Here is a 17,249-nt window from a genome sequence, read left to right as displayed (position 1 = left end):
CTGTCCGGCTCTTACTGGTCATTACTCCTCCCGATCCATCCGCTACAGAAACGCCACAGCCGGTTCTGGTTGATAATACCGGTTGTATCCTGAAAGTAGATCCAAGCCAGTATTTCACCGAAGACAAAATGCTGGTTGGAGACTATCAAACTTTCTCAAGATCAGGCCTGATAGCAGGTTATATTGTTGCATCAAATCGGCTGAAAGGTTTCAGCAGCGATTTTGAAACTATTCGAAAAAGAATTCTGCCTCAACTTGGCATTAAGGGATTACAAAAAAAGAGCAAAACTCCGGAGACACGTCGGGACGATTATAGAGGACAGATCGGTCTTGAAATAGAGAATCTCATCACAAAAGTGGATGCTGAAGACGGCGAATTGCTTGCACGCAGTCAATTAAATACTAATGAGCTTATTAACCCTGATTATCCTGATATGCTCCTGTCTACTGATCTCCATGAGGGTCGCTCTATCATTGAAATCATTACCGGACCCAAACCGCTCTCGGCTTATCTCAGTGAATCCTCAGCTTTATTTCATGCGACCAAGACAATGGTCTCTGTTTTAACAAAAATACCTGAGGGTGGTTATACCGTAGGCGATTTAGTTAGGGCTTATAATGACGAGCTACTTGGCAATAACCCCAGAGGTAATTCAGAAGATTTCAGGTTGCTCACCCTTGATGAATATAGAAACAGTCAAGTTTCATTGCTGCCTGACATGATGGAGGCAGCGATAGCGGCAGAAGCACAGATACCGCCTTATCGTATTCATGTCAATATTGGGGTCGATCTTGGTTTGATTGGGGATATAACCTCCTATATTCCCAATCTTTTTGTCTCAAAGACAAAAGACATATTAAGGAAAGTTTTTCATTGGTGCCAGTATAAGGCCTCTGTCATTTCAGAAAGACTGAATCTGAATTCTGACTTGCTGAAATCCATGTTTACCATGCATTTGTACAAGCAGGCATTAGACAGTTCAACCGGCAATTTTATGAGGGGGAAAATGAATATTCCAGGTACCCCTATCAATAAAATAAGAGGATTACTGAGACTGGGTACCGCTGATTTTTTAATGACTGTTATCTCTGATTCGGAGGCCGCCCAACTTAAGTCAGCCATCCGGGATTACAGCTGGCAGGCCTTTACTTCGTTGCTGCAGGAAACGGTCAATGAACTGGCCACAGTGGGATCTGAGGCTGAAGGGCTTGGCAGGGCGTGGAAGGTTCCCAAACAGCGATTGCAAGTCAGGTTAAAATTGCTGTTCACCGACCTGTTGGATCATCGTGTCGAACATGGAAAGATGGTTATCCCCCCTGGTGATCTCTCAGATTATTTCGAATTACCCCAAGGCGAGAACAAAGGACCGAAGCTGGGTTACATAGATGTCATAAGTCCACTCTCAAGACATGATGTCACTTACTATGTCGATGACGAGGGTCAAAACCATTTCCTCGGTACCATGGAGGTTCGAAAACTCTGGCCCAATCTCGAAAACATGGCTTTTTCCCCTCCCGAGCCCTACACGATTTCGATTATAAAGTCCGTTCAAACCCCGGGGTTACTGGGAGCAGACCCGGAGATTGACGGGGTTTTTTTAACAAAAGCCCAATTCCTGGTCAAATCTGAAACCGAAACTCCGGATTACCAGCGCTGGGTGAAGCAGTCCATCCTCGACCGTCTGGGTCAACTCAGCCACGCCAGGCTCAAGCATGTAATCCGCACCTTCGTCAACCGTCTGCAGGAAACCCAGGACACAATCCAACAGGACAAAGTGGCCCGGTTGCTGCTGACTGCCAATCTAAGGGCAATAACCGGCGGGCCGTCAGGTTCAGCCTGGGACACTCTGGCGCAGTTGCAAAAAATGCAGTTGCAAAAAATAGTCTCGGTGGATTTTCAGCGGGCAAGCGAGGGTCAACGGCTTCCTTTAACAACCACTGACAATCTGGCCCCCTGGAAACAGCTGGCAGAGCTTTTTCTGCCCATTGAGTTTTATACAATCCTGGACTTCTTTCCTGCTGATGAAGGTAAAGCTTTTATTGTACCGGTGCTTAAATCGGAGGAGATACTGTCCGGGTACGGAATCTCTCTGAGTCGTGTGTTTCAGGAAATAACGATTGTCTTTAACGCCCAATGGCACTCGTACCAGAGTCGCCTGAATAACAATCCGCTGACCCTGACAGTGGGTACAAAAGACTCGCTGCCTGAACACCGTAAAGCGGTTTCCATAGGAAAGCTGTTCGCCATAGCCCTGTTAAACCATCCCGATGTCGCAGCGCTCAGGCAGGCCCAAAAAGCATTGCGGGCGACCTGGGGGTTATCGGCAATCATCACTGGCCGCAGTTATGGCCTGAGCAAAGGACTGACACTGGCCATTTTGCCAGACCAGCAAGCCCCCCAAGACAGTAACAGCAAGGTGCAAACGGGGCCTGCTCCCCTGGTGCAGCTTACCGACATCGGGACGGTGATAAAAGACAGCGCATCGGGCCGGATCATCCTTGAAAAGATAACCGACACTGTACCCAGACCTGCCGGATCGGACAGCACAATGCGCGAGAGTCCGACAAAGGTCAATGGCTCACCATTGACGACTCTGAAATGGCTTGGTGCCGAAGGTCAGCCGGGATTGCAATGGCTATCGGCCCCGTTGTCTCTGGATGAACTGGACACCCACAGGCTTTCTCTGGAAGCCGACTTTTATGGGAACCCTGAAGGGCAGTCCATTGACTGGACAAAAACCACTGGCGGGGCAGACACCGGAATCATCCTGAGGTTTCCCTTTGAGAATCTGGATACGCCGGTGTTCGCGGCACTGTTTGCTGACAGTGACAGCCCTGAAGGAGAAAGGCTGCTGGCCAGCCTGAAGTCAGCCAGAGTTATCGCGACAGCGGTTATCCCCCCGGCCTCAGGCGATAACAAGGCAATCCATGCTCAGTTAAAATCGCTATTTACCCTGTTATTGTTCCGGCTGTCGGGGGACGACGACTCTCACGAAAAACCCCTGTTTCCGGGAATAAGGCTGGCAGATTATATCCATACCTACCTTTCCGACAGTGCCGTTACCTCACTCAGTGACTACATTAAGCGCGTTGGCCTGCAACAGGTCAGCAAAGAACTGGCAGCGAAGCTCACTGTCCTGGCCCAGCGGGATACCCCGGATCTGCAAGCAAGCGTCAGGATCAGAGACCTGCTGGGGATGGCTCTGGATTACCGTCTTGCCAACGGCGCCGGGCTGCTGCCCGGCACGCTGCCGGACGAGTACTCGCTGCCCCTGAAGGATAACCAAAAATCCAGGGAACTCTGGACTGGCCGGATGTCAGCAGACCGCACAGCGCGACCTGTCGCTACAAACGCCGATGGCCATTATCTTCTGGACCTTGCCCTGCCGGGTCAAACCGGCATGGTGAAACGCCTGTTTCCGGGAACCCCGGCAACCCCCGATAACCTCCAGAGCCGCCTCAGGCTGGCTTTGCAACCAGACCGGCTTGGCCAAGATCCGGAAATTACCCGTGCGTTTCTTGAACTGGCGATGTCCAGTGTGGGTAAAGCCGGCTGGCCGTGGTTTTCGGAACACTTTTCCTCATTACCCCAATTGCAGCGTTTCGCAGTGGTGGAAGCCTTGGGTCAATATCGCTTGCAGTATCCGGAGGAAGATATTAAGCAGCTGGCCCGTGTTCTTACCAAAATCCAGCTGGCTGAGGTGAACAGGCAGATCAGTCAGGATGATCAAGCCGGGACACCGTCGGCTTTTCGCATCAGGAGTGTGCAACCCCTCGCAGATGGAAGCCATCGCTTCAAGCTGAAGACCGACGCGGGGATTATGCCTGTCCTGGCTGACTCTCTGGAGCCAGTGACCGGACTGTTGACTCAACAACCATCAAACAAACCGTATCCGCAATGGATGCTATTGTCGGCCAGTTCACACAGCAGCCAGTTCCCAGGGGCATTTCTGGATACACACCACAACGAAAGACTGTACCGACAGGCCTTGCACAACAGCGAGCTGGATCCCTACCGCTACCAGCATGATGTCGAGCGGTTTATTAGAATTTTCAGTGATTTTTCACCGGACATCTATCGCCAGCGATTCCAACAGCAGCACTCGCTTGACCTCAGTGTCGGCCTACCTGTTCACTGGCAGTTAAATCCCCATATTATCTTGCAGGCGTCCCGGTTGCAGGTCGGTGATAGCGCTGTAACTATTGAGCTTGGGATGAAGGATAACCCTTCGCTAAGACACGCATTATTTGACTCAGTCGTCAGCATGTTTTACGCCATAGGTCTGGCCAAGAGTCTAGAGGCTGTTGATACCGCCCTGTTCCAGTCTGGCTGGCCTGAGGAAGCCGGGCGACTGGGTCAACTGGGCAACACTATTGGTTATGATTCTGTCCGGCAATGGGATTTCCTGCCTGCGGCAATGAACCGGGATTCAATTGCACTTTATCCTGACCCCGCTGGATCATCCATCACTCGGGAACAAATTAAACAAGAGGTGACATGGCTGTTCAATCAGAAGTCTGAATCATTATCATTGAGACTTGAAGCGCTCTTTGAGTGGATTCAGGAGCATCAGAATGACCAGAGTATTCAAACCTTTACCAGAGCACTCTATGAGTTTGAGCGCGACCTGCCTGATGGTGAAAGAGCCCTGTTCAGGAGGGCTTTCACTGATCAACAGATCAAATTACTGAAGGATGTTCTGACGCAGCAGGCCCCTCACCAGTGGGAACTGATTGACTACGTAGACACACTTAAAACAACGCCCGATTCGCAGGCCCCAACCAATGCCAGCGGGTTTGCTTCATCGGCGTACTGGCTGATTGAGTCTGACAGCGACAGCGACAGTGACAGTGACAGTGACAACGACGGTGGCAGGAAGTTGAGGATTGTCATCTGGGACCCTGAGGCGCAAGACAACAAACGCTGCCGACGTGGGGTCGACGGGTGCAGAACTCGCCTGCTATCAGCAGGAAATCTGGCGGACCGCCCCTTTTTGGACATTGACAGCACGGATATCAGTTACACCGATACCAACAAACCTTATTACAAAGTTGAGTTCCTTAACCACAACGAAGAGCTGTACCAGGTGCTCAGGCGCTCAGACAAGGATATTACTGCCACCCCCCTGGGCCAGGCTTCCGTTTATGACAGCATCCTCGATAGCAACGACTCCCCAGCTGAGCGGGTGTTTTCAGACCCAACATTGGCCACCACGTCCGTGGCGGTCAGGCGTTCCGATGGCAAGGTTTATCAGCTGATTTCGGAAGCTGACGGTCACTACCGGGCAGTGAGTTTGCAATCCGGAGATAGGCTGTTAGCGTCGTACGACAGTAACAGTAAAACCCTTATTCCGGTGCTGGAAAAAAACGACCATGGAAAGACGATTTATGGCGTGAAACTGGACGACGCCGCCGCAGGGACAAACGGGCTGTTCAAACTCAACCCGAAGGAATCGCTGAAGGATCAGTTAGCCGCCGCCCGCCACTGGCTGTCAGCGAGCAGTTCCGAGCTACGGACGCTGACGGGCACAGACGACAGGATAGCCGTGATCCTTCCTGCCGACTACCGTCCCGGCCAGAAACTGGCGAATCAGGCCGAACGGCTCTTGTCAGAACTGAGAGTCTTTGTTGCCAGCTCCGCAGGACAGCGTCTGGTCAATGCCCTGGGGTTCCCTGACAGTTTCATCAAACCCGCCACTATGACCGAGCTGGACAGTCAGCTGCTGCCCGGTATGAAGCCCCCTGCCCCTCTCAGGCTGGTGATCAGGTTTGGCAAACAGGCTCTTGCTGACCGGGTGATACCCTATCGTCCCGGGGGCAGCGGGGATACCAGTGGCAACAGGCTCGTGGTGCTGCAAGTTAACCCGGCGGTGTTGACCGGGCAACGCCACTCCACCAGTAATTACCTGGGGGCACTGGCCTCGGTCCTGAAGGATTTATGTCGGGCAGCACTGGTCAGTACTAATCAGGTGAACTCACCAGCCATCGCCATGACCTGGTTGCAGGGAACCAAAATCACCAGTGCCCGGACGCTGCTGCAACTGGAAAACCAGCTTCGTAAGCAGTACGACCTGCTGCCCGTGCTGGCCACGGCATCAGCCCATACCCCTGTTCAGGAGGTCACCTCAGCGGGCGGGATAACGACTGTGAAAAGCCGCCATCGGGTCCGCATTGCCTATCAAGCCATTGCTGAGCCCCTGTCCGGCTTTGGCCGTCTGCTGGGGGATATGGAAACCCGGCTACTGTTTCAGCGGGTTCATTACCATTGCAACCAACGGGTTGACCGGTTATCCAGCGCTGGTCGTTTGAAGCTGAGAAACCTTCGCTCACTGTTAACGCAGCTGGCCTGGAGTGGGCTGGTCAGTCAGCGCATGATGACATCGCAGCCTGCACTGCTGGCTGATCCGGCGGACGTGGTCACAGCCGTGCTTGATGACAGTGAGCTGAAAGCACTGGCCGGGATCAACAACCTCGCCGGGCAGCTTGAAGAGGTGTTGACCGATGCTCTGAAAGACCGACGGGGCATCGCCTTCACAGCGGCAGAACAACAGGGATTATTGCGCTGGCTAAGCCGTGCAGAGGCGGTTCTTACGGACGCACAGGCCGTGCGCAAGGAATGGGCCGAGCCCGGACAACTTCCCCTCGCTGCGGATTCCCGCGGCAATGTACCGGTCACCACTGGTAACCGAAAAACCCTTGCCCTGACCAGCACCGGGCGGCAACCGGTCACCCGGCTGAATGATCAGCCTCTCATTGCTATTGAAAGCCAGAACGGCCCCCTGTCCGCTCCGGCAGGCGATGAGCTTGGCGGTTTGCTGGCCCTGTTGAGACAGGAGTCACCTGACAGCCCGCAGGCTGTCGCTGCTTTAAGGACCGAGCTTGGTTGGGCTCCAGCAGTTACCGACCCGGACTATTACCGGGACGCGATCAAGCGTACTCTGTTATCACTGTCCCCACAGCAGACCAACAACCTGGATGACACCCTTGTTGATTTGCTCAACAAGCCATCCCTGACCGACGGTGAGTCGCTGCTGGCGGAGTATTTTTTTCACCGGCGGCTCAGGGGGCTGGAACCCACAGACCCAGCCGGGTTGCGGGCGGATGCCCTGCGGGCCAATAAATGGCTTGATCTCCTGCAAAAAAATCCGCCATTGCTTCCGGGACCTGGCTGGGAGCGCCCGGCTTTCACCCTCGATACCGGGTTGGGCCGTTACCAGGCTCAGGTTCAAACCAAGGACGGGCAAAAAACGTTCACGCTGGGTCGCCGGGATGACCTGGCTTTTTCCAACCGGGGGCCCGGCTACACCCTGACTCACAGCGAAGGCGACCGCAAGCAGGTCTTTCGCCTCCAGCTTCCTGATGGCTGGCCAGACCGTCTTTTGCCGATCAGGCTGGTTGTCCACATGGAGTTTTATCGCAAGCTGCAACGGAAGGGCAGTATTGGCAAAGAGCAATTACAGAACGACATTCAATTCATTGCCCGGGGGATGGGGGAGCCTCGTCTATCGCAGCTTCTTCAGGCGCTGGTGCAACCCGTCAGGGATGCAGGCATTGCCGATATTAGCCCTTTTAAAATAAAAATCAGCCCCAGGCCGCTCTGGCCGTTGGTGGACAGTCGTGTCGAGGTGAGTGAGGAAAACAGTGCCCACGCCCTGTTATTGCTGGGCACGAAGAACAGGAACAGGCCATTTATTTTCCGGGAAACCCTGACCAACCTGGTGGGTGCCAGTCTGTTGAAGGCACTTGAAGGTGGTGGAGGGTCGCTGACAGCCTTGCGCCAGCAGGTGCGCCAGCAGTTCGGGATCAACACCGCGACACTGCCTGACAAGGAGTCGCGTCCCTTGGGACTGACCCGTCAATACGCACTGACTCTGGCGGTTGCCCCCCCTTCAGGCACAAGCCTCTATCGGCAACTGGTCGCAGGCCATCATAACCTGCTGTTAGCCAAAGGTACGAAAGCCGATTATCGCCGGGCATTGGCGTATTTAGAGTTGCATGATAAGACCAGGATTCAGGCAATAAGGGATAGCCTTGCTAAAGGGGAAATTACAGCCAGTGACCGTGAGAAAAAACTTTTCAACGAGGTTGTCAATGATAAACAATCCTCAGCGCCCCTGGTTCCAGATGTCTCTGATAATACCATTGCCTCCTACAAGGCCTTGCCCTCCACCTCTGAGCTGGTCAACGTGGATTACCGGGCCTTCTGGAGCGTTGGTTCCGGTATAGAATCCCTGCTCGACGCCAGACTGCTGGGGTTAAGTCGGGCGGCGGCAGAAAATTTCCTGTCCCAACAGATAGAGGTCGCTAAAAAGCATTTCAGACTAAAAGTCGTTGCCAGCACTTACCTGAAGTCACTGCTGGTTCATTTTATCTACTGGAAGATGGAGCAGGTTCTGGGTGACACCGGCCAGCCAGCCAGCCGGATACGCTTGGGAGTGACCGATGCGGTGACGACCATACTGCCTGACGGCGATATCGATGACATCGCAAAACTGATGTACGTTGATCTTTGGTTGGAGATAAATACGCCAGAGAGTCCGAGGATATCCACTCTCGTCGCATTGGAAAAAGCCTGCACTTTTGTTGCCCGGGGACTTGGCTGGAAGTCTTTTGACACTGGCCTGCTGGCCAATCTGAAGCAAGATGTGGACACCGTATTCCATGAGGCGGTAGCACTGCGACGGCGCGTCGGAAGGCCGTTCCAGTTGCCTGTTAATCAACAACCGGACGCCCGGGGTAAAGAGCCCACGTCTGTGCAGGCTTTAGCGGGGCAGGATCAGATCATTGAAACCTTCGCCAGCAGCCCTCGTTATGCGGTTATGGCGGATGCTAAAAGGCGTTATATAAAAATAACTCCGGCGGGCCCGGGCAATCCTTTCTCGCTTATGTCACTCCAGTCACAGGATGGCCTGAAGAGGCTGTTACGGCGGCCTCTTAATCCGGGCAAAAACGCTGCAGCCACTCAGGCTTACCTGTCACAGCTGGCACGCCATTATGAGGCTTTTAGTGAACTGAAAGACATTAACATGACCGGCCAGGTCAATGGCGTTATTGACAAGATGGACCATGTCACCCGGCAGCAGTTTGCCGATGGTTTCCTGCACTATGCCCGGCAGTCAGCCATCCCGGCAGGTCTGGCTGAAACCATCGCCGGGAAGTTACTTGCGGCAGAGCTCAGCGCCCTGGGTTCTCTGCCTGAAACGATTTCTACCGGGCTTTATCAGCGGCTCAACGGGCTGCTGAACCTGACCGGGAAAAAGGAATTTTCACTGACCTCTGGCGACCTGAATATTCGGGTGCTGACCGACCCCTCAATCACCGCCGATGCCTCCTACCTGATGCCTGCCCAAGGCACACTGGTGCTGGGCAATGGCGGTGCCGACAGTCCGCTGACCGCCGCCGCAGCAATGGCTTTGCTGCAGGCGTGGGAAGCCCGGGCACCGGGTGATCAGGCAAAAACATTCCTCGCCCTGCAACAGAAGCGGATCAAATTGCCAGCAGGCATGGAAAGCCTGTCACCAGAGTCGCTGGTCAGTGAGTTCACGGTTAAGGAAGGCAAGCTGGCACTCTCCGGCCTGCTGGAACGTCTGACCAGCTTTATCGGGCTGGCGGACAGGCTGAAGCGGGAGAATTTTTCCGGAGCCCGACTTCTGGCCAGAAAGATTCGCCAGAACGTGGCCGACGGCGTTGCCGCACTCAGGCGTGATATTGATTTTGGCCAGATGGCTGAGCTGGTTGATATCAGCAGCCGTGATTTCCGGAGAACCTTGCAGGCACTGGACAAGGCTGGTTTGCCAGACGATCAGGCAGCAAGACTGCCCGATGCAGACTGTGTTCTGTGCGATGGTTCCGGACCGATCAGGACCGCGATGGCCCTGATAGACAGGGTCAGCGGGCATCTGGATGTCATTGAGGCCAGTGATCACTTCATCCATACCAGGCAGAGTGCCGGTGACAAGGGGTTGCTGGCAGACGCCTTCCTGCTGCTGGAACAGGGACGTTTTGCAGCGGTGGTCACCGAAGACATTATGGACAGCCCGGCGTTCCGCAAGAAGCTTCTTGAACTCTTACGACAGACACTGGCGCAAAAGCAGGAGCTGAATCCGGAACAAGTCGTTGAGCGGGTGGTCACTTTGCTCAACGACTCGGGCTACAGCGTTGACGACACCCGCTTTGTCAAGGATCAGCTGCTTGGAAACCCGGAGTTTATGGAGAACCTCCGGACCCAAAAAGGCCGGGACGGGGATAGCCCTGAGCCCGGCAGCCCCGGTGATATCAAGCCGATAGCCGGGTCGATAGCCGGGCCGAAAAAAGCGCAAGGGAAGTTTATGCGCATGCTGGATAGGCTGGATCGCAGTACAAAATTCAATACGGGCAGGATGATTTACGGCGGAGCAAGTGCCATCTCTGGCCTGGCCCTGGCTGCGGTGTCACTGAATAGCCTGGCAAAACACGGAGACGAGATGCCTGCCCAAGCCAGGGACATGGCCTATGCAGGTGCGGGCCTGGGCACCATCAACTCGGTCTACGGCATTGCCACGACCGCCAACTGGGCGCTGAGCAAAACCCTGGTCAAGACGAAAAATCCGGCAGGGGCCATTGGCGTGGTGTTAAAGCTGGGCCCGAAAGTGTCACGAAATGTGGCCAGGGCGATACCCATTATAGGCGGTGTCATTTCTGTTTCGCTTGGCGCTTCTTCACTGGTCTCTAATGCCAGCAACGCCGATGCGGCAAGAAAAGCTGGCCGCCATAAACAGGCGGCTATTTTTGGTGCAATGGCCGCTTTGGATGCCATTACCATTGGCCTTGATGTTCTCAGTACAGCGCTGGACTTCATCAATCCAAAGCTGGGTATTATTGTGGACGTAATCAGTCAACTGCTGAGTTTTCTGCAAACAGCCCTGGCGGCCCTGGTGCCGCCTCCCACCGCCAGGGAGGATTTCAGCGCTGTATTGGAGAGCGATAAATTCAAGGAATATCTTAATGACCAGGTAACTCACTTTGAGAAAGAGGGCTACAGGTGGTTTGTGCTCCACCAGGATGCCACTGGTTGGCTTGACCAGGATAATTATAAGGAGGACCTTGAGACAGTGAAGAAATCCTTTCTCCGGTTTTTGGATGGCAAAGGAGACAAAGGACTTGCCCTTCGTGATTTGATCAACGAAAGGCGAACCGCAAGAGGATCGTCTCTGTCGGACTACATGTACGGCGAGAAGGGGTTCAAGATCTTTTATGGGCTGGGTGGCGATGACATCCTGATCATTAACGAGGGAGAGCTGTATGGCGGTGCCGGCAACGACAGGCTGATCCTGAAAAAAGGCGTGGCAAAAGGGGGCACTGGCAATGACGATATACGGATTGAAGAGTCAGGTGCCGCCTACGGGGACAGTGGCGATGACGTTATCCGGATTGTAAAGACGGGTACGGGTTACGGGGGCAGTGGCAACGACATCATCCGGATTGAAAAGACGGGTACGGGTCAGGGGGGCAGTGGCAATGATGTTATCTGGATTGGGCGCTCAGGTAAGGCTTATGGGGGATACGGCGACGACACTCTCTACCTGTCAAAGATCGATGGAATCGGCTTCGGCGGACCGGGAAACGATCAGATTTATTACGGCAAATTCCAGTATGGCGACGCGGGTGATGACCGGCTCATTGACCAGCTCGGCACCGTCGAACAGCACGGTGGTACAGGTAATGACCGTCTTTCGCCAGGGTTAGGCTATGCACGCCTTTTTGGTGGGCCCGGAGAGGATACTGTTATTCTGCCCAGTCTCTCGCTTCCTGTTTTCCGCCAGGAAAGTGTAGGTAATCTCACGACTCAATACAGTATTGGTCGTTATAGCATCAGCAGGTTCAATGATCAGTCATTCAAAACCACTGATCTCACGCTTCACTACCGTCATGGTTACTCTAAGCCATTACTCTGGGCTGACTTGAAAAACGAAAACTGGCTTAACCGTTTTTATCGTTACCTCATCTTTCAGGGGTTGAACCGCGACCACCCGGATAGCCAGGAAACAGGCAAAAAATCCGTTTTCGATGTTTTTCGTGTAAAGCTTGCCGGCCAGTTATCGGTGACTAAGGCATTGATGACGCACGTCACACCTGACGCCAGTCACACAGGCGTCAGTCGAATTTCTGATATTTACAGGGATCAGCTTTACTTTTACCTCGGCAAAGGCCGGTACGGTAGCGGGCGGGAGGAAGTCCACCTCTATTTTTCGCGTGAAGGCGTTTTCGTGATGAAAGCCGACCGCTCCCTGTTGTTTTTCGAAAAGGGCAGCCTGCTCAGGGCCAGTGAAAGTAACAAAGCCATTGAATTCTTCGCGACCCTCGTGGACTGCCTGATGACCGGTGGCCGTGTTCAGGGTATGGAAAATCTGGTGGGTTCCGAAGACGGCTCAGAAGTTTACGGGACCGACCAGCGCGATAACATTTATCTCAGGGGCGATGAAAATAGTAACAACATAGTGAATGCGCGAGGGGGTGACGATTTTGTCTATGCCAGCAATGGTACAGATGTAATAAAACTGGGGGCGGGCAATGATCGGGCGGTGTTGACCGATCAAAATGCGGTGCACGGTGGCCCCGGCACAGACACCATTTCCTATGCGGTTCGAAAGGAAAATCTTTGGCTGGATATGACCAACCGGGATCCGTCATCGGGAGAGGTGGTGACCGGTGTCGAGGTTATACAGGACTCCCCCCACGATGACAAGATCAAAGGAAACCATGAGAATACGGTTTTCATGACCACCGGTGGCACCAATATTCTGGATGCCGGGGCTGGCAACGACACGGTCATCACTGACGGCGGAAAGACGTCCATCTGGCTGAGAAGCGGTTTTAACACCGTAATACTGGGCGATGGTCACCACAAGGTTTATACAGGCATTCATGCCGACTCAATCAGGGTAAGTGGCAACAACCTTGGTAACCATAAATTTTACGGGCACAAACCCCAGCAGCCTTCGACAGGAAAATGGCCAGTCCTGGCCATCCGCTGGGAACGATTTGGTGCCGGGTGCATCCGGCAGCACAAACAGCTGGCCAGCCTGACTGTCAACCCGGTTAGCGAGCGCATGGACCTGGTTTTCAGCAAACAGAAACCCAATCATAACGTCACCCTGGACTTTAACACTCCCGACATCCCGCCGGTCACAGTCAGCCACGTTAATAGCCACTGGTACCGGGAGGATTTGGCCGGTACGGGCCGCTGGCAGTTCATAGACGGGGATGTGATGAAGCTGAGAAATACGACCCTGTCAGCTTATTTTGGTTCGGGAAAAGGTTCTTGCAAGGTCACCAGGAAAGTGGATATCTATCCCTTTTCCAGAGCGCAGATGCTGGCATTTTTGAATCGCTACCCCGGAAAACCTTTAGGTGAATTCCGCCGGAATCGGTGGCGTGAAAGGACAGAGCTGGAGAGTCTTGCTAACGAAGGAAAAAACCTGGGCGTCGGCCTGCACCGGATTAGCAGTGAGGAAAGTAATAATCTCAGTCTGGATATTGAGTTTCGTTTCGACTCTCCCGGTTGCAACCCGCGCAGTGGTGTTTTACGCAAGCTGACCCTGAAGCCGAACCAACAGCTGGTGCGCTTTGAAGGTCTGACCCCTCTCATTGAGAAGCAGGTCAAGTCCTTCAAAAATGGGAAGAACGTTATCTCTTTCAAACCAAAGCACACACTGACTTTAAAACTGGTTAAAACCCATGCAGACGGTCGCAGACGAAAACACGGCCATCGTACAATATCAGAATTAAAACCGGTCTCAAGACAATGGGACGAACTGTTTCCCGGTCAGCCAATGGCGAAAGCCCTGGCCATGCTGGAGATACGTCATAGCTTTGGCTGGGATATGACTTTTCTTAAGGTATGCGGGGTCTCCAGGTCATACAACAGTTCTGTGATCATACCGGATGCTCACCTTGACCTGTCTTCGGACTCACACTCTGGCGTCCCCATCATTATTGGCGGCCCGGGCAACGACCGGCTAACAGGAAACCCCTCTACGGATAATGTATTGCTTGGTATGGGGGGGCACGACATTCTGAAGGATATGGGAGGCAATAACCAGTTCGTGGTCGGCATGGGCAATGCAACCGTTATTGCTGCCGGGGAGGGATACAACCAGCTAATATACGACAAGCTCTCGGTTCTCTATGGTCTCCAACTCCTGCGGAAAGGCTCCACGGGAACCAGTATCAAAGTCGCTTTAACCTATCAACTGGATGGGATGACCGTCAATGTCACCGAGGGGATCGCACAGACTCGATGGCGAAATACGGAAACAGGCAGCTGGCGTTATCACCAGACCGTATTCAATGGGATCGTCCAGATTGCCGGGACCTCGGGAGATGATTCCTACTATGGCAGCAATGGTACGGATATTTTCAGCACCGGGGGTGGTTTGGACAAGGTGCACATGGGGGACGGAGACGACCGGGTCATTGTTAACGCCCGTTGGCAAAATGGCACCTCGCTGGACGGCGGCAGCGGTGCCAATACCCTGCTCTTTGATTTGCCCGACAGCCATCGTGTAGTTGTTGACCTGGAAAGGAGTTTAACGGTCAAGAACTTTGTCCTGGAAGACTCAGGGAAGGGCAAGATAAAACTTTCCGGTGATGATAAAGATAACATTTACGTGTCCAGAGGTTCTCTGTACAGTTTTAATGGCAGGGGAGGAGATGACTACCTTTTTCTTCTGAAGCAGCCGAAGGTCACCCATTTAAACGGTGGTCCGGGCACCGACACGATAGATTTCAGCCAGATGACCATCGAGCCGCCTTTTGTCCGGCTCAATCTGTCTTTAAGAAAAAAAGCAGTGAGCTTTGCCTGTTATGCAAGCGATTCGGGAGCCTGCCCTCCCGATAAAAACGTCAAAGGTCATATGTCTTTTACGGAAAGGTCGTCCAAATCCAAGGGCACTTCCGAAAAATTGTCGACAGCTATCAGTAATTTTGAGATTTTCAAGGGCCCCGATTCCGGCGATATGTTCAACATTCCGGCCCTTGCCGGTATTACCGTTGATGGCGGAGGTGGCAATGATACTTTCAGAATTTCCTCTTCCGACACCTGGGGCAATAGCTCAATCACCTCCACTATAGGAGGAGCTGGATACAACAAACATTATGGCAGCCAGAAAGCTGACCGAATGGTGGCGAACCTGGGGCCTGACCTGCTTTCCGGCGACCTGGGCCCGGATATTTACGTTATTTGCCCACAGGCCAATGGCACCCGGATCGTCGACCGGGACAACGGGAATAGCCTGATATTGCACGGTGTCCAACCTGAAAAGCTGGACTGGCGACTGACTGGGAATTATACCCATCTGGAAGTGGACAACGACGGACATTTCTTTTTCAGCATCGATTTAGGGTACGTTCCCCAGTGTGTGCGCGAAGATGGCAGTTTGGTCACCGGGCACTTTATCAACAGCCTGGAACGGCATATCTGGCGCCTGACAACCATTGATCCGGCCAACAACGGAAGCAGGCAGCTTAGCGGCAAAAACCTTCGAGATTACTATCACGCCAAGCTGACTGTGGATAAACGACTGGATAGCACTTATCAGCTTGGCAATCTTACCGAGCCTGTACACGGCGGGCCCGGTGATGACGAGTTCTTCGTCTCAGGTGCTGTCAGACCGGGGGTTGAGCTGTTTGGAGAGTCGGGAAATGATATTTTCCACCTCAAAAGCAGCGGTGTCAGTGTCCATCCCGGTTCCGGCAATAACCTTGTCAGTCTGGAGCTGGAGAATGCAGATGAAAAGGGTGCGCTAAAGCTATTCTTTGCTCCTTCTTCGTTTAACCGGGTTCGTATGGCTGGTGTCAGCCTTGCGGATGTGCAGGCAGCCAGCTGGCGTTCGCTGGATCTACGCAATGCTCCTGACAGCGGTGACCAGACTCGCTGCCCAGCGGGCTTATCCCGCCTGGTGCCTCCTCCGGTCACCGGCGGCAGTTTTATCCTGGCAGCCTGGATTCGCCGGGGCCTGCCGCTGGGCAGGCGAACACTGGCCGGGAGCACACTGGTTCATTTTGCCGAGGCTGACAGCTCTGATGCCATCAGCCTGAGCCTGAAACCCGGGAAGCTGGAGGTCAGACTAACGGAGGGTGCCAAGGTCTTTCATCGAGGGGTCAGGCCCTTTTTTACCTCCCCCCAGCTGCACCTGGTCATGACAATAAATGACAGTGGTTTTCTAACCATCTACCGGAATGGCCAGATTGCTCTGGCAACCCAGGCCTTCAAGCCAGCCAGGAAAATTCGGACGCTTAACTGTTATGACGCTGACAAACTCATCATCAACCAACGTCTCCCGTCGTTTGAAGGCATAAAAATGATGGCGTCCGGTGCCGATCCCCTGGTGAGAATAGGCACTTGGCAGGAGCCTGACCTTATCTACGCCAATGGCTGGCCAGACAGCCTGGAACTGGATGACAGCATTCTCGATGACAAGGTAAAAATTGCTCAACGACTCGAGTCGGGTTATTCACTTTCAAAGCAAACCATCCCCGGACATCAGTACCTGATAGATGAAAAAAGCACCGTTTACCACTTTGCTGGCGATGACTTCTCTGACACTGACCAATGGCTTCTGGCAAACGCCACAGGCACGGCTGACCAGCTCGAAATTAATACCCATGACTGCCAGAGATTGCGCTATCAAAAGTCGGACGAGGATCTTATCCTGACTGTCAGGCCTAATCATAACCTGCTGAAAAACAGTGAAAATAGCACCAGGCCGATCAATGCCACCCAGAGCCTTCGGGTGCAAAATTTTTTCAGTGAGGGAGGCGAGACCATTGAGCGCCTGATCGTCAATAACAAGGTGCTCAGCATGAGCGAGGTGCTTGCGAAAGTAGACACCCCGCAGTCAAATGGCAGGCGCTCAATGAATGAGAGCATCCCGGAGGGGGCACTGGCCGCTGAGGGTGGAGGCAACGGAACCCAGCCTTTACTGAACAGGATCATTCGTAAGGGGCAACAGCTGGCAAATTACCTGCACAGTCTGGCCGGAGCTAAGAAAGACGACGCTGACACAGGTGAAGCCGAGAGTGAGCAACCCGAGGTAGCGAGTCAGAATGACACCGAATTGAACCGACACTATCAGCGTCTGGTTCAGGAACTCAACACCACGACTGGCAATCACAGTGATGAGAGCCCGTCGTTTGTCCCATCGGCAAGCCAGGGAGTGATGCAGAACCTGACGACCCCGCAACCTTCGACTAGGATTGGTCAAGACTAA

The 17,249-nt window shown here is 53.5% G+C and carries 1 protein-coding gene (only partly in view); it reads left to right on the top strand.

The features are described 5' to 3' along the window. Window positions 1-17,249 carry the 3' portion of a TcdA/TcdB catalytic glycosyltransferase domain-containing protein gene (locus tag ACOJUO_RS17430; protein ID WP_422137639.1) on the top strand. 6,676 nt of this gene lie to the left of the window's left edge, so 17,249 of the gene's 23,925 nt are visible here — the last part of the coding sequence; its start codon lies beyond the left edge, outside the window; its stop codon occupies window positions 17,247-17,249.

The sequence above is a fragment of the Endozoicomonas sp. ALC020 genome (assembly GCF_049275935.1).
Taxonomy (GTDB): Bacteria; Pseudomonadota; Gammaproteobacteria; order Pseudomonadales; family Endozoicomonadaceae; genus Endozoicomonas_A.
Note: the sequence above shows the minus strand (reverse complement) of the source record. Positions and strands in the feature narration are given on the sequence as shown.